The organism is Acidaminococcales bacterium (assembly GCA_031290885.1).
Classification (GTDB): domain Bacteria; phylum Bacillota; class Negativicutes; order Acidaminococcales; family JAISLQ01; genus JAISLQ01.
In genome coordinates this window covers 25,972-47,397 of the sequence record JAISLQ010000027.1, presented here as the reverse complement: position 1 = coordinate 47,397, position 21,426 = coordinate 25,972, and the positions used below count along the sequence as shown (strand labels likewise).

At 54.3% G+C, this 21,426-nt stretch carries 16 protein-coding genes; all 16 read left to right on the top strand.

Annotation, left to right across the window (positions count from 1 at the left end; all coding sequences use genetic code 11):
* The first annotated feature begins 563 nt into the window (after window positions 1-563).
* Window positions 564-2,090 carry an ABC transporter substrate-binding protein gene (locus LBO03_03490; protein ID MDR3348658.1) on the top strand — a complete coding sequence of 509 codons (1,527 nt, stop codon included), beginning with the start codon at window positions 564-566 and terminating at the stop codon, window positions 2,088-2,090.
* A gap of 4 nt (window positions 2,091-2,094) precedes the next feature.
* Window positions 2,095-3,459: an ethanolamine ammonia-lyase subunit EutB gene (locus LBO03_03485; protein MDR3348657.1), complete on the top strand. Its 1,365-nt coding sequence runs from the start codon at window positions 2,095-2,097 to the stop codon at window positions 3,457-3,459.
* A 17-nt stretch (window positions 3,460-3,476) separates the two neighbouring features.
* Window positions 3,477-4,274, top strand: a complete 798-nt coding sequence (eutC, locus tag LBO03_03480; GenBank protein ID MDR3348656.1) for an ethanolamine ammonia-lyase subunit EutC — start codon at window positions 3,477-3,479, stop codon at window positions 4,272-4,274.
* Window positions 4,275-4,287: 13 nt separating this feature from the next.
* Window positions 4,288-5,712, top strand: coding sequence for an ethanolamine ammonia-lyase reactivating factor EutA (locus LBO03_03475; protein ID MDR3348655.1), 1,425 nt, complete (start codon window positions 4,288-4,290; stop codon window positions 5,710-5,712).
* 71 nt (window positions 5,713-5,783) lie between these two features.
* The gene (locus LBO03_03470) at window positions 5,784-6,710 is read left to right on the top strand and encodes an acetamidase/formamidase family protein (protein MDR3348654.1); all 927 of its coding nucleotides are present in this window, start codon (window positions 5,784-5,786) and stop codon (window positions 6,708-6,710) included.
* A gap of 80 nt (window positions 6,711-6,790) precedes the next feature.
* Entirely contained in the window at window positions 6,791-8,317 is a 1,527-nt protein-coding gene (locus LBO03_03465; GenBank protein ID MDR3348653.1) for an ABC transporter substrate-binding protein, read from the top strand.
* A gap of 151 nt (window positions 8,318-8,468) precedes the next feature.
* Window positions 8,469-9,818 (top strand): amidohydrolase family protein, encoded by a 1,350-nt coding sequence (locus LBO03_03460; GenBank protein ID MDR3348652.1) that lies wholly within the window; start codon window positions 8,469-8,471, stop codon window positions 9,816-9,818.
* Window positions 9,819-9,962: 144 nt separating this feature from the next.
* Window positions 9,963-11,315, top strand: a complete 1,353-nt coding sequence (locus LBO03_03455) for an amidohydrolase family protein (protein ID MDR3348651.1) — start codon at window positions 9,963-9,965, stop codon at window positions 11,313-11,315.
* A gap of 293 nt (window positions 11,316-11,608) precedes the next feature.
* Window positions 11,609-12,796 carry a hypothetical protein gene (locus tag LBO03_03450; protein MDR3348650.1) on the top strand — a complete coding sequence of 396 codons (1,188 nt, stop codon included), beginning with the start codon at window positions 11,609-11,611 and terminating at the stop codon, window positions 12,794-12,796.
* 83 nt (window positions 12,797-12,879) lie between these two features.
* Window positions 12,880-14,403 carry an ABC transporter substrate-binding protein gene (locus LBO03_03445; protein MDR3348649.1) on the top strand — a complete coding sequence of 508 codons (1,524 nt, stop codon included), beginning with the start codon at window positions 12,880-12,882 and terminating at the stop codon, window positions 14,401-14,403.
* A gap of 25 nt (window positions 14,404-14,428) precedes the next feature.
* Entirely contained in the window at window positions 14,429-15,382 is a 954-nt protein-coding gene (locus LBO03_03440) for an ABC transporter permease (GenBank protein ID MDR3348648.1), read from the top strand.
* A gap of 1 nt (window position 15,383) precedes the next feature.
* Entirely contained in the window at window positions 15,384-16,292 is a 909-nt protein-coding gene (locus tag LBO03_03435; GenBank protein MDR3348647.1) for an ABC transporter permease, read from the top strand.
* A 21-nt stretch (window positions 16,293-16,313) separates the two neighbouring features.
* Window positions 16,314-17,912, top strand: a complete 1,599-nt coding sequence (locus tag LBO03_03430) for a gamma-glutamyltransferase family protein (GenBank protein ID MDR3348646.1) — start codon at window positions 16,314-16,316, stop codon at window positions 17,910-17,912.
* A gap of 30 nt (window positions 17,913-17,942) precedes the next feature.
* Window positions 17,943-18,929, top strand: a complete 987-nt coding sequence (locus tag LBO03_03425; protein ID MDR3348645.1) for an ABC transporter ATP-binding protein — start codon at window positions 17,943-17,945, stop codon at window positions 18,927-18,929.
* Complete coding sequence (locus LBO03_03420) at window positions 18,929-19,897, top strand: ATP-binding cassette domain-containing protein (protein ID MDR3348644.1); 969 nt, start codon at window positions 18,929-18,931, stop codon at window positions 19,895-19,897. Before LBO03_03425 ends, LBO03_03420 begins: the two co-directional genes overlap by 1 nt.
* A 343-nt stretch (window positions 19,898-20,240) precedes the next feature.
* Window positions 20,241-21,341, top strand: a complete 1,101-nt coding sequence (gene mnmA / locus LBO03_03415; protein ID MDR3348643.1) for a tRNA 2-thiouridine(34) synthase MnmA — start codon at window positions 20,241-20,243, stop codon at window positions 21,339-21,341.
* Window positions 21,342-21,426: the final 85 nt, after the last annotated feature.

Below are 21,426 nucleotides of genomic sequence, written 5' to 3'. Positions count from 1 at the left end.
GAGCCAGGATCAAACTCTCCGGCATATCTTTTGGCCTCTCGGCCTTTCTTGCCAAAGCCCCTTGGCCCCTTTTCGGCCGGGCTTGCCCGGCCAGCGCCAGTTTTACGGCATGGCGGCCGCGCGCGGAATCCCGCGCCCATCCGGCTTCTTTTCCTGCCATTGTCCAGTTTTCAAGGAACTTTTCACTCCGCCTTTTTGAGTGCTTACTTAGATTACCACATCGCCTTTTGCGCTGTCAAGCGCTTTTTTCCCTGCGCCAAATATTTTTTTCCGGCGGTTTATTATGCAGTATTACAAAATTCGTTTTTAAACAAGATCCAACGGGGAGAGCGACAACGCGTTGCGGACGCATAGCGAAGGCGGAAGGCATCTATGCTTGAACCAACTATGCCCGCATCAAATGCGTAAATATACCGGATTTGTTTGAGTTTCACATTAGAATTGAAGGAAGAGACGTTTTTTGAATAGATAAATATTAGCGATTTTTTATTTTTATGTATTGCCAACCGACCGGTTTCATGTTACCATAATATCATTATTGAAAATTTGACGGGAGTGATAACATGAAAAAAAGGTTTATATTTGCTTTGGCGGTTTTGGCGCTGTGCTTTTTGGCTGCGGCCTGCGGGGGAGGCACTCAGGGCGGCGGCCAGCCGGCGGCGAAGTGGGACGGCGTGGTCAACATTTCCCTGCATCAGGACCCGCCTAAACTTGACCCGTCGCAATCCAACGCTTTTGTGGAAAGGCACGTTTTCCAGAGTATTTTTGACAAGTTGGCCGATTTGAACGAAAAAGGCGAGATCATACCAATGCTGGCGGAAAAATGGGAAATTTCCCCTGACGGCAAAAAATACACCTTCTATTTGCGCAAAAACGTAAAATTCCATGACGGTACGGATTTCAACGCGGAAGCGGTAAAATTCAACTTTGAGCGCAACATGTCGCCAAGTTCCATCAGGAAAAACGAACTCAAAGAAGTAGACAAGATTGTCGTCGTCAATAGCGGCACCATCGAAATAAGCCTGAAAAACGCTTTCGCGCCTTTTTTGTCGATACTGACCGATCGCGCGGGCATGATGGTTTCGCCGGCCGCGGCCACCAAACTGGGGCCGGATTTTATGAGCGGGCCAGTCGGCACAGGGCCGTTCGTGTACAAAGAAAGGGTGAAAGGCTCGACCATAACGCTGGAGAAAAATAAAAATTACTGGGTGCCCGGCGCGCCCAAAGCGGACAAGATAGTTTACAAGATAATTGCCGACGCCAACGTGGCTTTGGTCAACTTAAAGAGCGGACAACTGGACATTACCAACCGGTTTCCTTTTAACGAGGCGAACAATTACGCCAACGACCCCAAGATTACTGTCATAAACATTCCCAGCCCGGGTTTCCGGGGCATGTCGATCAACGTAACCAAAGCCCCGCTTTCCAATCCGCTGGCGCGCCAGGCCATAGAGGCGCTCATTGACCGGGATGCCATTGTCAAAGTCGCCTTGCACGGCATAGGCACGCCGGGGCGCTCGCCTTTCCCGCCGACCAATCTGGCTTACAGCGACCTTGACAAGCCGGGCAAACCGGATTTGGCAAAGGCCAAGGAGCTATTGGCCAAAGCCGGCTTGGAAAAGGGGTTCAGTTTCACCATAACTACCGATACCGACCCGGTATCCTCGCAGGTGGCGCAAATGGTGCAAAACATGCTGAAACCGGCGGGCATAAACGTCAGCCTGCAAAAAGTCGATTTTGGCACGATGCTGGACAACGCCACCAAAGGCCTTGACGATGCCTCGTTCATTAACTGGAGCGGCCGCATAGACCCTGACCAGAACGCGTATGACCGTTTTGTGACCAACGGTTCCGTAAATTTCATGAAATACAGCAACCCGGAAATGGACAAATTGCTGGACGCGTCCCGTAAAGAAACGGACACCGCCAAACGCAAGGCGCTCTATGACCAGGTGGTCGCCTTGGCGATCAAGGATTCCCCTTATATATTCTTCTATCACGAACATAACATTTTCGGCGCGCTGAAAACGGTCAAAGGGTTCATTCCGGTTTCGGACGGCATGATCCGCACGGTCAACCTCAGCAAATAAGACGATGAAGTTAAAAACGTTGCTGCATGGAAAAACTTATGAATTTCGCAATCTTGCCGATGTCCTGGCCAAAGCCAACGAGCCAAAATCAGCGGACAGGCTGCAAAATATCGCGGCGCGGAGCGCATCCGAGCGGGTAGCCGCCAAAATCGCGCTGGCGGCCATGACGGTGGGGGACTTGACGGAAAACCCCGTGCTTCCCTACGAGGACGACGAGGTTACAAGGGCCAATATCGACAGCCTCAACCAACCGCTGTACAAGGCGATGAAAAACAAAACTATCGGCGAATTGCGCGAATGGATTTTGGATCATAAAACGACCGGCCGGGAAATAGAGCGATTCGCCCGGGCTTTTACTGGCGAAGTGGCGGCGGCGGCGGCGAAAATAATGTCAACGATGGATCTGGTGTATGCCGCGCGGAAAATTTCCCGCGTTACCCGTTGCAATACGGAAATCGGGCAGCCCGGCACCCTGTCGTTCCGCTGCCAGGCCAACAGCGCCACCGACGACGTCGATGACATCGTAACCGGCGTCATGGAAGGAGTGTCCTACGGTTGCGGCGATGCCTGCATAGGCATAAACCCGGTGAATGACAGCGTGGAAAGCACGCGCCGCATAGCGGAGGGTATTTTCGGCTTTATCAGCAAGCATGAAATACCTACGCAAATTACCGTGCTTTCCCACATCACCACGCAAATGAAGGCGCTGGAGGAAGGCGCGCCGCTTTCCATGGTGTTTCAGTCGATTGCCGGCACGGAGGCCGCCAACAGCAATTTTGGGGTGGACAAAAAATTGATTGAAGCGGCGTATGCGCTGGCGCGCCGGAAAGCTTTCGCCGCCGGGCCCAATCTTTTGTATTTTGAAACCGGCCAGGGCTCAGAAGTGTCAATCGGCGCCGACCGCGGCGCGGACGAGCTGACGCTGGAAGGGCGCACCTACGGTTTCGCGCGTTGTTTTGAGCCGTTTCTGGTAAACAACGTGTCTGGGTTTATCGGGCCGGAGACGCTATACGATGGAAAAGAGATGATAAGGGCCAACCTGGAAGATCATTTTATGGGCAAACTGCTGGGGCTGCCGATGGGTCTTGACCCCTGTTACACAAATCACACGCAGATAACGCAGGACGATCAGGAAATGGCCACAATGCTCACGGCGCTGGCCGGCGCAAACTATTATATGGGCGTGCCGATGGGCGACGATGTAATGCTTAATTATCAAAATACCAGTTTTCATGACAACGCGGCCCTGAGAGAATTGACCGGGCGCAAACCGGCGCGGGAATTTCATCTGTGGATGATGAAACGCGGCTTGATGGATGAAAACGGTGTTTTAACCGAAGCGGCCGGCGACGGCTCGATTTTTCTCTGACAGGGGCGGCGCGGAAAATGGCGGTTACCGATACGGCGAAAAATGGAAAAGATTGCCTTGCCGACATAGCGGCGGTCAACTTGCGCGAAGAAATATTGATTCCCCATCCCGCCAACCGGGATGAACTGCTGCGACGCAAAAAGCATACGCCGGCGCGCCTCGGCTGCTGGCGCTGTGGGCCGCGCTGCCTGACGGGTACTCTCCTGCGCTTTCGCGCCGACCACGCGGCGGCTATGGATGCTGTATTTACCGAAGTTCCCGCAGAATTTTTAACCCGTTGCGGCCTGTTCGCCGTCTCCACCCTTTGCCGGTCCAAGGACGAATATCTGACCAAACCGTACCTTGGGAGAAAATTCTCCGACGAAACCATTGCGTTCATCCAGGGAAAATGCCGCCCCGCCCCGTCGGTGCAGATTTATATATCGGACGGGCTGTCTGGCGCGGCGATCGAGGCCAACGCCGAAGATACGCTGCAGGGCGCCCTGCAAGGGCTGAAAGCCGGCGGGATAGATTGCGGCACGCCCTTTTTCGTGCGCTATGGCAGAGTAAGGGCGATGGATGAAATAACCGAAGCGCTAAACGCCAAGGTAACAATCGTCCTGATTGGCGAAAGGCCCGGCTTGGCCACCGCCGAGTCCATGAGCGCCTACATCTCTTATATGGGCTATCCGGGCATGCCGGAGAACAACAACATAGTTATTGCCAATATTCATCGGGCGGGCACGCCGCCGGTGGAAGCCGGGGCGTATATCGCCCATGTGGCGGATCGGATGCTCAAGCAAAAAGTTTTGTCCGTGCACGATTTGAAACTGTGAAAGGATCCCCACCTTGGCCGAAGACATTTTAAGCGTAGGAATAGACATAGGCACATCGACCGCCCAACTTGTTTTCAGCAGGCTGACGCTGGGCAACGCGGCGTCCGCTTTCTCCGTTCCTCAAATTGAGATTGTGGGAAAAACGCTGATTTATAAAAGCGCCGTTTATTTCACGCCGCTGGTTTCGCCCACGGAAATAGACGCGCCCGCCCTTTGCCGGATCATCGGCGCGGAATATGGCAAAGCGGGCGTAAAGGCCGGCGACGTAACGACCGGCGCGGTCATCATTACCGGCGATACGGCCAGAAAGAGCAACGCTGCCGAGGTGTTGCGGCTTATAGGCAATTTGGCCGGCGAATTTGTCGTCGTAACGGCCGGGCCTAGCCTTGAATCTATCCTTTCCGGCCGGGGCGCCGGCGCCGACCGCCTGAGCGGGCGCGAGGGCGCGACTGTGGCTAACTTGGACATTGGCGGCGGCACAACTAACATTTCAATTTTCCGCAACGGGGAATTGCTGGCGGTAACCTGCCTTGATATCGGCGGGCGGCTGGTTAAAGTAACCGAAGGCCGGATATCGTATGTCTACAGCAAAATACAGTTTTTGGCCGACAGATACGCCCTGCCGGTAAAAGAAGGCGCCAGGGCAGATGCGGCGGCGCTGCGTGAATTATGCGCCATAATGGCCAGCTTGTTGGAGGGGTTGTTTGGTTTGCGCGCGCAGGACGCTATTTTGCCCATGATGTTTACCGGCGGCGCGAAAGATATCCAAAGCGCTTTTCCGGTGGACATTGTTACTTTCTCCGGCGGCGTGGCGGAATGTATGTATCAAAAAGCGCCGGACGACCCGTTTGCTTTCGGCGATATAGGCGTGCTGCTGGCGCGGGAAATGAGAAACAGCTTGTTTTATGGCAAATTCCGCGTTTTTTGCCCGGATGAAACCATTCGCGCCACGGTTGCCGGCGCGGGCATGTACGCGACTCGAATCAGCGGCAGTACGGTTGCTTTTGACAGCTCTGCGCTGCCGGTCAAAGACATCCCGGTTTTAAAACTTTCCGCCGCCGAGGAAGCCGAAGAGTCGATCGTGGAGGCAATCCGAAAAAAAGCTTCCTTTTACAAAACTCCCGACGGTTTTGCGCATTTTGCGTTGGCCCTTTCCGGCGGCGGGTATTTTCATTTTTTTGAGATACAAAAACTGGCGGCGTTGCTTTTAAGCGCCATGCGGGAGGCGCTCTCGCCGGAATTTCCCCTGACCGTCATATTGGAAAGGGACATAGCGCAGGCGCTAGGCAACGCCATTCGCGTGAAAGCGCCCGGATGCCGCCTTATCTGCATTGACGGGATAAGCCCCAGCGAAGGGGATTACGTTGACATCGGCGCGCCGGTGGGCGGCGGGCGCGTCTTGCCGGTGGTGATCAAAACCCTGGTTTTTAACCATTAATGCCGTTCCCCGGTTAAAACATGAACTAGATGCGGTTTACGCCCACGGAAAATAATGGGGGATTGTGAAAAATGACGGAAAAGGCCTTTGTGCCCGCAGAAAATTATGTGCTGTCCCTGTCGAAGGACGCGCCGCCGGTGGCGACGGTGAAGCAAGGAACGCCCGTATGTTTTGAAACAAGGGATTGTTTCAGCAACCGCCTGGAAACCGAACTCGTCCCTTTTACCAGCGTTAGTTGGGAACACATCAATCCGGCGACCGGGCCGGTATTTATCGAAGGGGCGCAAGCCGGCGATATTCTGCGGGTGGATATCCTCGACATACAGGTGGCGGAAAAGGGAGTGATCGGCAGCGCGCCGGGCTTTGGCGCTTTGCCGGACAGCGTCGGTGAAGTTACCAGGATTGTGCCGATAAAAGACGGCCGCGCGCTCTTTGCTTGGCCGAGGGCTGGCGGCTTGCTGCGCCGCGCGCTCCCGATACGTCCAATGATCGGCGTTATAGGCGTCGCGCCGCCGGCGGAGGCGGTTCCTACCGGAACGCCGGGTATGCACGGCGGGAACATGGACTGCAAACGCATTGTTAAAAACGCCGTGCTTTACCTGCCGGTTTTTGTCAAAGGCGCGCTTTTTGCTTTAGGTGATTTGCACGCGCTTATGGGCGATGGCGAAGTAGTGGTTTGCGGTTTGGAAATTCCCGGGCAAGTAACGGTGTCTTTCCAAGTGATAAAAGACTTGAAACTGCCTTTGCCTCTCCTGGTAGAAGGCGGAGCGCTAATGGCGCTCGCATCCGCCGGGACGCTGGACGCAGCCGCGTCTTTGGCCGCGCGCAACATGCAGGGCTTTTTGACCGATGCGTTGGGTATGGATAAAACCGCCGCCGCTATGCTCCTTTCCATTGAAGGCAATCTATGCGTCTGCCAGGTGGTAGACCCGCTCAAAACGGCGCGGATGGAGATATCGCTCGACATACTGGAGCAGGCGGCTTATGAATTGCCTTAATGCTTTAATATGCAGAAATATAGTAAAGAAAGTATGGATGCAGATTGCCGTGCCGCATAGCAATGTAAGGAGGATTTAAAATGAAAAAAGCGCTTATTGTATTCACGGTTGTGGCAATGTGTATCCTTGCAGCGGCTTGCGGCGGCGGCCAAAGCGCCGGGCCGCCCGCCGCTAAGTGGGATGGGGCCATCAACATTTCGCTCTACCAGGACCCGCCTAAACTTGATCCCTTGGTGTCAGGGGCTTTTGTGGAAAGGCATGTGTTTCAAAGTATTTTTGACAAACTCGCCGATTTAAACGAAAAAGGCGAGATCGTCCCCATGCTGGCGGAAAAATGGGATGTTTCCCCCGATGGCAAAAAATACACTTTCTATTTGCGCAAAAACGTCAAATTTCATGACGGCACTGACTTTAACGCCGAAGCGGCGATTTTTAACTTGGAGCGGTACAGGAATGACAGTTCATCCCTTCGGAAAAATGAACTGAGCCAGATAGCCACAATCGCCGCCGCTGGCAGCCATACTGTGGAGATAACTTTAAAAAGCCCGTTCGCGCCCTTTCTGTCCATCCTCACTGATCGTTCCGGCATGATGGCCTCGCCGGCGGCGATAAAAAAACTGGGCGCCGACTTTATGAACGCCCCTGTCGGCACCGGCCCTTTTGTCTATAAAGAAAGAGTGCGCGGCGCAACCATAACGCTGGAAAAAAATAAAAATTACTGGCTGGCCGGCGCGCCTAAAGCGGAAAAAATCGTGTATAAGATCATCCCGGACGCCAATGTGGCCCTAGTTAATCTGAAAAGTGGGCAGGTAGATCTTTCCAACCGTTTTCCCTTCAACGAGGCGGCAAATTACGCCAACGATCCGAAAGTTACCCTGATCAATCTGCCCAGCCCGGGTTTCGGCGGCATTGCCCTCAACACCGTCCGCAAGCCGTTTGACAATCTTCTGGTGCGGCAGGCGGTGGAAGCGCTGATCGACCGCGAGGCGATTGTAAAAGTGGTGTTGAGCGGCATAGGTACGCCGGGGAGATCGGCATTTTCACCCGGCAATCTGGCTTACAACAGTGAGATCGACAAACCGGCCAAACCTGATCCAGCCAAAGCCAAACGCCTTTTGGCGGAGGCCGGGCTCGCCGACGGGTTCAGCTTTACGCTGACGACCGATATCAACCCCGTGGCCCAACAGATAATTCAGGTTTTGCAAAACATGCTTAAACCGGCCGGCATAAACGCCGTTTTGGAAAAAGTGGATTTCGGCACGGTTCTGGATAAAGCCGCCAAAGGCAATTTCGACATGATTTATATAACTTGGAGCGGCCGGTCCGATCCGGACCAAAATAGTTACGACCGTTTTATCGCCAACGGTTCCTTTAACTACATGAAATACGACAACAGCGAAATGAACAGGCTTTTGAACGAGGCCCGCCGGGAAACGAACGATGCCAAACGCAAAGTTTTGTACGATCAAGTTAGCCTGCTGGCGATTGAACAGGCGCCCTATATTTTTCTCTACCATGAAAACAACCTTTTTGGCACCGTTAAAGAACTTAAAGGTTTTATGGCCGTGCCTGACGGGATGATTCGCACGGTTGGTTTAAGCAAATGATTGGGCCAAAATAAACAGCAGGCGCAACCCTTCAAGCCCCAAGCAGCGTCAAAAAGGTTCGAAAGCAATATACTTATGCCGATAAAAAATGCGAAGGCAGTATCTTGAAAGGCAGGGGACGTAAAATGGGCAAGAACAAGGGGATGGAATAGTGTACAAAAACAAAATGGATTTTTTGGGCGGCATCATAGCTACAGGCAAAAACAACCGGCAAATTGACACTGTCAGGGACGCAGGGGATTCAGGCAGGACTATTCTGAAGGCGGGCAGGGTGATCGATCCCCGGAATAATCTGGACAGCGTAACCGATCTATCGATTCGCGCTGGGCAAATCGTACAATGTGAAGCGGACATTAAGCCGGAAAAGGGAGATGCCATCCTTAACTGCGAAGGGCTGATGGTGCTGCCCGGCCTGATAGATATGCACCTTCACCTGGGCGATCTCTTTGAGGTAACTACCAATCCAATCATTGGCGCTGTAGCGGATGGCGTAACTATGGGCCTTTCTCCGGGTGCTGGCAATTCCTTTCTTGAGCCTTCATTGCTCGGCGCGGAAATAGACCGCGGGCTTCCTATGAACCTCGGCGTATACCTTGGGGCGCTCAATGTACTGGGAACTTGCCTGTCGGACGATGAACTCATTAAAATGTTCCGCGGCGAAATGGATTCTGGCACACTAAGCACCAAGATGTCCCGAAACGGCATTGCGATCACCACGGCGATGCTTTGCGTAGGCATCAAAGACCACATGGGCCACTTCATTATGCCCAACGAGAGCATTGAGCGCATCTATAAGATTACCGATGGGGCTGGGCTTGTATTCATGAGCCATACTCAAGATCCGGAACATGCCGTCCGCCTCGCTGCCCTTTCTAAAGGCCGGCCGCTGCATCTTGCTCATGCCACCGCCGCCGGTTGCGGTACTCATGCGGATGCAGCTGAAGGCATGCGGGCTATCGTCAATATGGTAGACAGTGAAATCATTACCGCTGAATTCGTTGCCACTATGATGCGCTCTGCCGGAGGCTGCCGGGAAGGCCTCATTATGCCAAAAGTGGCGCAGCAGGTCGCTTATGACGCGCTTGCAAGCGGGAAAGTGAAGATTCTTGTCTCGGATGGACAAAATGACGCCACCATGAAAGGGTTTGGCGATACAAGAGACAACATCCCCGCGATACTGGAACTTGCCGGGGAAGGAATCATGGCGCTTAAAGATTCAGTCGCAGCCATGACCTGCAATCCGGCGGAGCTTATCCGAAAGCGCAGCGGCTGCGATTTTTGGCGGACAGTCGGGCATCTGGGCGTGGGCGCGCTCGCCAATGTTACCGTTGTCGACCCCAAGGTTAAACGTGCCGCCTACACCATTGTCAACGGCGATATTGTCGCCTTTGAAAGTCGTGCGGTTCGCAAGGGCTATGCGGCGGGCGGATGGATCTCCAAGTTTGGGATGCTGCGCAATACCGGCGTCGGAGACCTTGCGATGCTCTCTCGCCAAAGATAAACGGCTTGATTTCAGCAAACTGTGCGTACAAAAATTGCTTATAGCTTCAAAAAGAAAGCCGTGATATAGCGATCGGCATGAACTGCCGTAGGCGCTATAGGGAAAACATCTTGACAATGTTGCGAAAGGGGCCGATGAAGGACGATGGAACAAATGAGAATGAATTACCTAACGAGTACGGCAATCTTTAAAAATGGGAAATTGATCGACACTATCGGCAATATGAAAAAAACGGGGCGCACTATCCTCAAGGGAGGCCATGTCGTTGATCCCAAAAATGACATTGATTCCATAAAAGATGTTGCCATTATTGGCGATGCCATCGTTGAAGTGGCGGATGAAATCAAATCCGAAAAGGGAGATATCATTGTCGATTGCTCCAATCTGCTTGTAGTCCCGGGATTGATCGACATGCACCTGCACCTTCATGACTTATTTGAAGTTTCTTCCGACCCTATTATTCGTGGCGTTGCCGATGGCGTAACCATGGGGCTCTCGCCCGGCGCCGGCAACACCTTTATCGCTCCCGGCTTGATTGGCGCGGAAGTGGATCGCGGCGTCCCCATGAATGTGGGCGTGTACTTGGGGGCCTCTAATGTACTAAGTACCATGGCGGCTACCGAAGACCTGGTCGCATTTTTCAAAGGCGAACTTGATCCTGACGTCGCCTTTACTAAAATCACCCGCAACGCGTTCTCGAATTCGACTGGCCAACTTTGTGTCGGCATTAAGGATCACATGGGGCACTTTTTGCTTTCCGATGCGCATCTTGAGGCAGTTTACCGGATTTGTACCGAGGCTAAACTGATGTTCATGAGCCATACTCAGGATCCTAACCGCGCAGAACATGTGGTTGCGGCAGGGAAAGGCCGACAAGTCCACTTAGGGCACGCCGATTTTGCCGGTTGCGGCACGCACGGAGATCCGGTGGAAAGTATCCAGGCTATCTTGGAACTTATTAAAAAGCCGGGCGTTACAGCGGAATTCGTTACATCCCAATTGCGCCCCGGGCGAGGCAGCCGCGAGTGCATGTATGTGCCCGAAGCCTCACAGAAAATAGCATTGGACTCGCTTCATCAAAGCAAGGTCAAGATTCTCGTCTCAGACGGCGCCAACGATGCTACCCTCAAGGGCGCGGGCGATACGCGCGACGATGTTCCCTGCATCATTGAACTTGCGGACCAGGGGATTCTCAGCTTGAAAGATTCCGTCGCCACCATGACGTGGAACGTCGCCAAGCACTTTGGCGACGTTACTGGCCGCACCGAATTTTGGCATGACAAAATCGGGCACATTGGCGTGGGCGCTTATGCCAACATTACCTGCATTGACCGCCTCGATAAACTGGCGACCTATACCTTCGTCAACGGAAGGATTGCGGGTTTCGAAAACCGTGCCGTCCGCCGTGCCTATGATGCCGGCCGTCTCGTAACTACCTATGGCATGATAGCCAACACCGGCATTGGCGACATGGCGATGTTTAAATACGGAGAATAAACACCACTTTGCTATCACAGTTTTCCAGCTCGGCTTGAAGATTCGGATAGACTGCCCCTGCGAAAGGGGAGCATCGCCAGGGGCGGCCATATTTTGCCTGATGAAAATATGGTTCCAAGTGGAAGTATCCGCCGCTAAGCGCAACCCAAAAAGAAAATGTATTTTACGGTTGCGGCAAAGCAGGCATAAAGGGCGGCGCAGACCATGGCCGGGCTTTATTGGGGATATGCGGGAAAGCGCATGGAAAAGTCCCGTGTAGCGCGGCTTCCAGTAAATTTGGAGGAGGGCTTTGTATGGCTGGTCACAATAAGCGCCAGTACGGATCGCCGGCCGGATTTTTGCTCACGGTGGCGATTGGGTTCGCGTTTTACGTCATGCTGCCGCTGATCCCCAGCATGGGCATAACATATTTCGCTTACAAAAACATCATTGATTCAATTGGATCCGATGCCTCAAAGCAGTTTTTGTGGTTTATGATTAACTGGACAGAAGCTGACTTCACCGCAGGTGTTTTCTCCAGCGCCATGGTGATTGTGGGGGGCGCAATTGCTTGGCAGCTTGCTGTCAGGGGTTCCGTAAAACGAGGTTTTCCCATCTGCTACGGATCAAGCCATACTTGGCCCTGGGTTTTAGCCGCGCAGGTTGGAGCGCTTTTGACTAACATGTACCTGTTTGGGTACCTGTTCCTTCTCGGGCGTGACGGCGTTAGCTGGGTTGCCACTTTTATTGTTTTGGTCAGCGTCCCGTCAGCTTTAATGCTGACTTATGGCCCTACTGTCCCTACATTGCTCACGGCCATTATCCTGCCGGCATCCATGGCGGCCCCTATCTCCTACTGGCTGTCCAAGACGCTGCTCCCGATGCTTAAGATCCCGGGCGGCATCTGTAACGTGCTGAGCATGGCCTTGTCAGGGTTCGCGGTCATGGCCGTGTGCCGGGTGCTTCCTTGGATAAAAAAGGTTGAGCCGAAACCCATTCCTGAAAGCGGCGCAAAAGAAGATGTCTTTTCGCCTGTGTGGGCGGTTCGCCGTGCCTTTGCGGAATTTTCCGAGCCTCATTTTTACGGCAATGAAATTGTCGGCGCATGTATTTTGGGCGGCGCGGTAATCGATTGGATCATCAATAAAGAACATGGGCTCAGCGGCCTTGCGGGCGAATATCTGCCGGCAATCTTGCTGGCACAGTTCATTGCGGCCGGCGTGGGCATTTTTTTGTACGCCCGCAAGTTCGATAATGGCGGATGGTACGGCACTTATGTTCCCGTTGTGAGTTCGGCTCCCTGGTGCGTACTTGCGTTTGGAGCCGAACTTCCGAAAGTCATCTTTATTGCTGTATTGTCCGGGATTTTAGGCGCGCCGGTAGCATCTTCCTTAGGGGAAAAATTGCCCGAAGGCATTCACATCTTTGTAGCCAACGTGATGGCCATGGCAATTACCACAGCGATAGTATGGGCAGTAATGGACATGATGCCGTGGTTTTGACGGCGAACGGATAGGGGATGGGATGGATTAAGGCACTCAGGGTTCAAATTGCCGTGTTGCATAATAATTGGGGAGGATTTAAAATGAGAAAAGCGTTTGTTGTATGCGCAACTGCGGCAATGTGTATCCTGGCGGCGGCTTGCGGCGGCGGCCAAAGCGCCGGGCCGTCCGTTGCGAAAGGTGACGGGGCCATCAACATTTCCCTGCACCAAGACCCGCCGAAACTTGACCCAACGGTATCGGCGGCTTTTATTGAAAGGCACGTTTTCCAAAGTATTTTTGACAAGCTCGCCGACTTGAACGAAAAAGGCGAGATTGTGCCCATGCTGGCGGAAAGGTGGGACATTTCCCCTGACGGCAAAAAATATACTTTCCATTTGCGCAAAAACGTCAAATTTCATGACGGCACTGATTTTAACGCCGAAGCGGTAAAATTCAATTTCGCGCGCAACATGGGCGAAAGCTCGGTTCGGCGCAACGAGCTGAAAGAGGTGGACAGGGTCGTCGCTATTGACAACAATACAGTCGAGGTATATTTAAAAAATCCTTTTGCCCCTTTCATGTCCATTCTTACCGATCGTTCCGGCATGATGGTCTCGCCCGCCGCGGCGAAAAAATTGGGGGCGGACTTTATGAACGCGCCTGTCGGCACCGGCCCTTTTGTCTATAAAGAAAGAGTGCGCGGAGCGACCATAACGCTGGAGAAAAACAAAAATTACTGGCTGGCCGGTTTTCCCAAAGCGGAAAAAATCGTCTACAAGATAATTCCGGACGCCAATGTGGCTTTGGTCAACTTAAAAAGCGGGCAGCTTGATATAACCAACCGTTTCCCCTTCAACGAGGCGGGCAATTATGCCAATGATTCTAAAATAAACTTGGTCAACATTCCCAGCCCGGGTTTTGGCGGTATATATCTGAACGCGGACAAAGCGCCCTTTTCCAATGTCCTTGTCCGGCAGGCCATAGAAGCCCTGATCGATCGCGAAGCGATTGTAAAAGTAGCGCTAAGCGGCGTTGGCACGCCCGGCCGTTCCCCTTTTTCGCCCGGGAACATGGCTTACAGCGACCTGGACAAGCCGCGGAAGCCGGATTTGGAAAAAGCCAAACAGTTGCTGGCGCAAGCCGGATTGCCGGGCGGCTTTAACTTTGCTTTGGCGGTAGAGATGGATCCGGCCGCCCAACAAGTGGTGCAGATGGTACAAAGCATGCTCAAGCCGGCCGGCATAAACGCCAGCATAGAAAAGGCCGATTTTGGCACGGTGCTTGACAACCTGGCCAAAGGGCAGTTTGACGTCAGCTTCCTGCCCTGGAGCGGGCGCATAGACCCGGATCAGAACATTTACGATCGGTTTATCACCAACGGCCCGTTAAATTACGCAAAATACAGCAACCGCGAAATGGACAGGCTGCTGGACGCCGCCCGCAAAGACACCGATGCCGCCAAACGCAGAGAGCTTTATGATCGGATCGTTGTTTTGGCGTTAAAAGAATCGCCTTATATATTTTTATACCATGAACACAATCTTTTTGGAATGGGCAAAACGGTGGCAGGATTTATGCCTGTAGCTGACGGCATGATCCGCACAGTTAATTTGAGCAAACAATAAGTTTGGTTTGTGGGAGGGGTTTTGTATGGGTTTTGTTATTCGCAGGCTACTAGCGGCGCTGCCGGTCCTGTTTCTGGTCAGCGTGATGGTCTTTATGATGCTGCATATGCTTCCCGGAGATCCGGCCACCGTCATTTTAGGCGACGAGGCCACGCCGGAAGCGATTGCGGCCCTGCGGGCGGAACTGGGGTTGGACAAGCCTTTGCTCACCCAATACCTTGACTGGGCAAGCAAAGTGTTTCACGGCAACTTGGGGCGCTCCCTGCTGGATCGAACGCCTGTAACCGAATTGATCTTGCAGCGGTTGCCCGCGACCGCCGAACTTATTGTCGGCTCTTTTTTGGTCGCGCTGGCCATAGCCCTGCCCAGCGGCATAATTGCCGCCTCAAAGCCTAATCGGGCGGCGGATCACATAGGGACGGCCATATCCTTTATCGGCATGTCCATACCGCATTTTTGGCTGGGCATGATGTTCATAATGTTTTTCGCGGCCAGGCTTGGCTGGTTTCCAGCTTCCGGCTACGTTCCTTTCAGCGTGGATCCCGCAGCCAACCTGATGGCCATGATCATGCCGATGGTCGCTACCGGGTTCAGGGAATCGGCGATTCTTATGCGGATGATCAGAAGTTCGCTGCTGGAAGTAATGAGCCTTGACTATATAAGGACGGCCAGGGCCAAAGGCCTGCCCATGCGCAGGGTGATTTTGGGGCACGCCCTGAAAAATTCCCTCATACCCGTTGTTACCGCCAGCGGCATCATGGTCGCGAGCCTGTTGGGAGGCCTGGTGATAACCGAAAGCATTTTCTCCATACCCGGTTACGGCAAACTCATCATCGACGCCATTTTCAGCCGTGATTATACGACCGTGCAGGGCGCGATCCTTATTTCGGCGGTCATTGTCGTAGGCATAAATTTTATTGTCGATGTGCTTTATACGCTAATCGATCCGAGAATAAAACTTGGCAAGGAGAGCAACTGAAATGAGCGAATTGTTTGCGGAAGGCGAAACGGGCGCGTCCGATCCGCAAGTGCCAATGATCAGGGCATCTTTCATCGGAAACGTTCTGCGGCGGTTTAGGAGAAATCACCAGGCGATGCTCGGCTTGGCAATCATCGCCGGTTTGATCGCCGCCGCCTTGCTGGCGGATCTGCTGGCGCCGTTCGATCCTGTTTTCGCGCAGGACTATGAGGCCATCCTCAAAGATCCGGGCGGCAAACACTTGCTGGGAACGGACGACTTGGGGCGCGACACTTTTTCGCGCCTTGTTTACGGCGCCAGGCTGACCATGCTGGCGGCCGTCATCCCTGTGGCCATAGCGCTCGTCGTCGGCGTCCCGATAGGGCTTTTTGCCGGATATGTGGGCGGCGCGCTGGACCATTGGGTGATCATGAGGCTGGTGGACGCTTTGCAAGCTTTCCCTTCCCTTATCCTCGCGCTGGCGATGGCGGCCGTTTTGGGCGGCGGGTTCACCAACGCCATGATTGCCATCGGGATAGGGTTCCTGCCGGCCTTTATAAGGATTACCCGCGCGCAGACATTGGCGGTAAAAAACCTCGAATATGTGCAGGCGGCGCGTTCCATCGGCGCGACCGACAAACGCATCGCGCTTTTTCATATCTTTCCTAACATTACCGCGACTTTGCTGGTACAGACGACTTTGGCCATGGCCACGGCAATTATCGCCGAAGCCGGGCTTTCCTATATCGGGCTTGGCGCGAGCCCGGAGCAGCCCAGTTGGGGTTCCATGCTGCGCAACGCGCAAAGCTACCTTAATACGCAGCCCTGGCTGGTGGTGTGGCCCGGCCTTGCCATATCGATGGTCGTCCTCGGTTTCAATCTGCTGGGGGACGGCCTGCGCCAGGCGCTCGATCCCAAGGCCAATAAATAGAAAAAGAGATGATAAACCAACATGGATCACTTTTACTATCCCTACCCATCCAGAAGACAGGTCGTTTTCGCCAATAAAGGCATGGTTGCGACTTCGCAGCTATTGGCGGCGCAGGCGGGGCTTCACGCACTGCGCGCGGGCGGCAATGCCGTTGACGCCGCCGTGGCGGCCGCCGCCTGCCTGACGGTGGTGGAACCGACGTCTAACGGCATCGGCGGCGACGCTTTCGCGCTGGTCTGGGCAAAAGGCCGGTTGCATGGCTTGAACGCCAGCGGGCCATCGCCTTTTGGCCTTACCTATGACATGCTGAAAGGGAAAGGCCTTGCGCAGATGCCGGACAGCGGCTGGCTGCCGGTAACCGTGCCCGGGGCGCCCGCCGCCTGGTCCGCCCTGCATGAGCGGTTTGGCAAACTTTCCTTTGCCGCCCTCTTTGAGCCGGCCATCGAATACGCGCAAAACGGCTATCCGGTTTCGCCGGTAGTCAGCAGGTTGTGGAAAAGCGCGTTGGAGCGCTTCAAACAGTATAGCGGCGATGAATTCCTGCCTTGGTTCTCGACTTTCGCCCCAACGGGGCAAGCGCCCACGCCAGGCGAAACAGTACGTTTGCCTGGCCACGCCGCCTCCTTAAAAGCGATCGCTCAATCCAGGGCGCAGGATTTTTACCGGGGGGAACTGGCGGAAAAAATCATTGATTTCGCCCAAAAAACCGGCGGCTATCTGCGTTTGCGCGACTTGGCGGAATTTGCCCCGGAGTGGGTGGACCCTATCGGCATAAATTACCGCGGCTACGAGGTGTGGGAGATACCCCCCAACGGGCACGGCCTGGTTACTCTGCTGGCGCTCAACATTCTCAAAGGCTTTGACTTTGACGCCAAAGAAAGCGTGGATACTTATCACCGGCAGATGGAAGCCATCAAGCTGGCATTTGCCGACGGTTTGAAATACATCGGCGACCCGCGGTTCATGCAGGTTTCCGTGCCCGAACTTTTAGCCGGCGGCTACGCCGCCGAACGCCGCAAACTTATCGGCAACGAGGCCTTGGCGCCCGCCACCGGGACATTCGGCGGCGGCGGTACGGTCTATCTGGCCACCGCCGACGGCGAAGGGAACATGGTTTCTTATATTCAAAGCAACTACAAAGGGTTCGGTTCGGGTTTGGTCGTGCCCGGAACGGGCATAGCGCTGCAAGATCGGGGCGCCAACTTCTCCCTTGTGCATAGCGACGCCAATTGTTTTGCGCCCGGCAAAAAACCTTATCATACGATAATTCCCGGTTTCCTGACCAAAAACAACCAACCGGTCGGGCCTTTCGGCGTTATGGGCGCTTTTATGCAGCCGCAGGGACATTTGCAGGTAGTTGTCAATACCGCCGACTTTCTCCTTAATCCGCAGGCGGCGCTTGACGCCCCGCGCTGGCAGTGGATAAGCGGCAAAACCATCCAGGTTGAGCCCCAGTTCCCCGACCATATAGCGCAGGCACTGGCTCGCCGCGGACATGACATTGTCAGGACGGTTGACGGGCAGGCCATGGGCAGGGGGCAAATCATCTGGCGGGACGCCGGCGGGACGCTCATGGGCGCAACGGAACCGCGCGCCGATGGGGCGGTATGCGCCTGGTAGGGCAACCGAAAAATTATTGAGGTGAAAAACATGCCGGAAATCATTTTGTCCGTCCGCGGGCTGAAAACGCAATTTAAAAACGAAGAACGCATCATTCCCGCAGTTGACGGAATAGACGTAACAATACACGCCCGTGAAACCGTCGGCATAGTCGGCGAGTCAGGCTGCGGCAAAAGCGCAACCTCTTTGTCCGTAATGCGCCTTTTGCCGGAAAACAACGCGGCCATTGCCGCAGGGGAAATTCTTTTTAAAGGAGAGGATCTTGCCCAATATACCGAAGCGCAGATGCAAAAATTGCGCGGCAAGGATATTGCCATGATTTTTCAGGATCCCATGACTTCGCTCAATCCTGTCTATACCATCGGACGGCAGCTAACCGAAGGGATTGAGCTGCATTTGAGTTGCGGCAGGCGGGAAGCGTACGAACACGCCCTGCAAATGCTGGGCAAAGTTAAAATACCGCGCCCCGAACAAATAATGAAAGATTATCCGCATCAACTTTCCGGCGGCATGCGGCAAAGAGTCATGATCGCCATGGCGCTTGCCTGCTCGCCGGAACTTCTGATCGCCGACGAGCCCACGACCGCCCTCGACGTTACGGTGCAGGCGCAAATACTTGACTTGATGAACGAACTCAAAGAAAGGGAAAAAACCGCCATAATCATGATCACGCATGACCTTGGCGTCATAGCGCAGATGTGCCAGGCCGTTTACGTCATGTACGCCGGCCAGATCGTGGAAAACGCGGACATCAACGGCCTGTTGGGGGAACCTTTGCATCCTTATACGCAAGGGCTCATGGCTTCCATGCCGGAAAACAACGAAGATGCCGACAGGCTTCGCTGCATACCGGGCAACGTGCCTTTGCCCGGCACGATCAGGCAGGGATGCCGTTTTTTCGCCCGCTGCGCCCAAAAACAAAGCGAGTGCGCGCGGCGGGAGCCGCCGCTTTTCACGGTTGGAGAAAATCGCCTGGTGCGTTGCTGGCGGTTTCAAGCGGAAGGGATGATGAACTGATGGAAGGCAATCTGCTGGTATCCGCCAAAAATATCAAAAAATATTTCCCCATCCGCTCAACGGGGTTTTTCGCCAGGAATTTGGGCTATGTCAAAGCTGTTGACGGCGTCTCCTTTGACCTTTATAAAGGCGACACCTTGGGCATAGTCGGCGAATCCGGCTGCGGCAAGTCCACTATGGGGCGCCTGCTGGTCAATCTGCTTGAACCGACGGAAGGGGAGGTCATCTTTGACTGGCAAAGCCTGTCCGCCCTGAACAAGCAGGAAATGCGCAAAATGAGGCGGCGCATGCAGTTTGTCTTTCAAGACCCTTACGCCTCGCTCAACCCGCGCATGACCGTCGGCGCCGCTTTGCAAGAGCCGCTCATTATTCATGGCATAGGCAACAGCGCGGAGCATTGGGAAACAATCGCCGCCTTGCTTGCTACCGTAGGGCTTGACCGGCGCCACGCCGATTACTACCCGCATGAATTTTCCGGCGGGCAGCGGCAGCGCATCGCCATAGCCCGGGCGCTGGTTACCCATCCTGACCTTATTGTCGCCGATGAGGCGGTTTCCGCGCTTGACGTGTCCATACAGGCGCAAATATTGAACCTTTTGCAGGACTTGCAGCAGGAATTTGCCCTTACCTATCTTTTTATCTCCCATGACCTGTCCGTAATCAAACGCGTCAGCAACAAAGTGGGGGTAATGTACCTTGGCCGGATGATGGAATTTGCCGACAAAAAGGAACTGTTTGCAAATCCGCTGCACCCTTATACGCAGGCATTGCTGGCGGCCGCCCCCAGTTTGCGCCCCGGCGGCAAAAACAAAATCATCTTGGAAGGCGACGCCGCCGGCGTTTCCGCCCCTTTGGCCGGCTGCGTTTTCCATACGCGCTGCCCGCGCAGGGCAAGCGTCTGCGCAAAAGAGAGCCCGGAGCTTGCCGGCGCTGACGGCGGGCACAAAGTCGCCTGCCATTTTGCTTGACGCGGAAAATATGCCGCGCTGGAAAAGATTCGGAGCCGCATCGCAATGGCTTGCCAGAGGTTCCCGCAAGAAAAATTGGCGCAACCTGCGGTTTATGGTTTATAATTTAGCCAATGCTGTTTCCAGATTAAAATCCTACTGTCTATCTTTGCGGCCAATTTACCGCCCTGCCTTGCCCTAAGCCCCCGCCGAACCTACGGGTTCGCCGGCGTTTTTCGCCGCGCAAGGCGGCGAATTGTTTCGCAAATTTCAAGGCGTGTTTTAATCCGGCAACAGTACAAAGGGCCTATATGGCAGCGCCGTAGCTTTTCCGCGCGGCAAGCGCGCCAAGGCCGGAGGCGGTATGGCAAAGAGGGCACTAGTCGCCATGAGCGGCGGCGTGGACAGTTCAGTGGCGGCTTATTTGGCAAAAGAGCGCGGGTTTTCCTGTATCGGCGCTACCATGAAACTGTTCGCCAATGCCGACATAGGCGAAAGCCGCCAAAAAAGCTGCTGTTCGCTGGACGACGTGGAAGACGCACGCAGTGTGGCGAACCGGCTGGACATTCCCTTTTATGTCCTCAACTTGGCGGGCGATTTCAAACGGCAGGTAATTGAGCGTTTCATACATACTTATGAAAGAGGCGGCACCCCCAATCCCTGCGTGGATTGCAACCGGTACGTCAAATTCGGCCTTTTGCTTGGGCGCGCCCACGAACTTTCCTGCGATTTTCTGGCGACAGGGCACTATGCGAGGATTGAACGGGATGCGGCAAGCGGCCGGCTGCTTTTAAGAAAAGCGGTTGACACCAAGAAAGACCAGAGCTATTTTCTTTACGCCATGACGCAAGAACAACTTTCGCGCTCCCTTTTCCCGCTGGGCGGCCTTTCCAAAGAAGAAACGCGCTTAATGGCCGCCGCGCAGGGCTTTGTCAACGCCAAAAAGCGCGAGAGCCAGGATATATGTTTTGTCCCTGCCGGCGACTACGCGGCCTTTATTGAACGGTATACGGGCAAATATTGCGCCGCCGGCGACTTTGTTGACAAAGCCGGCAACATCCTCGGCCGGCACAAAGGATTTATCCGTTACACCATTGGCCAGCGCCGGGGAATCGGCATCGCTTTCCCGCAAGCCATGTACGTTGCGGGCAAATGCCCGGCGGACAATACGGTTACGCTGGCGCCGGCAAATGATCTTTACTCCCAATCGCTCGTAGCCGAAGGGGTAAACTGGATAGCCTGCGCGGGACTGAGCCGGCCGCTGCGCGTCAAAGTGAAGGTCAGGTATCGGCAGCCCGAGGAATGGGCAACTGTTGAACAAATCGACGGCGAAAAGGCGCGGGTGGACTTTGAGCGGCCGCAAAGGGCCGTAGCCGGCGGGCAGGCGGTTGTCTTTTATGACGGAGACATAGTTGTGGGCGGCGGGACCATCGCGCTGCATTCCGAAAACCGTAAATCGCCCTGAAAGTATTTCGGCGGCGCAATTGCATGCCGTTATTTTACAAAACTCATTTTTAAACAAGCCCTAATCTGAGAACAGTACAAATAAA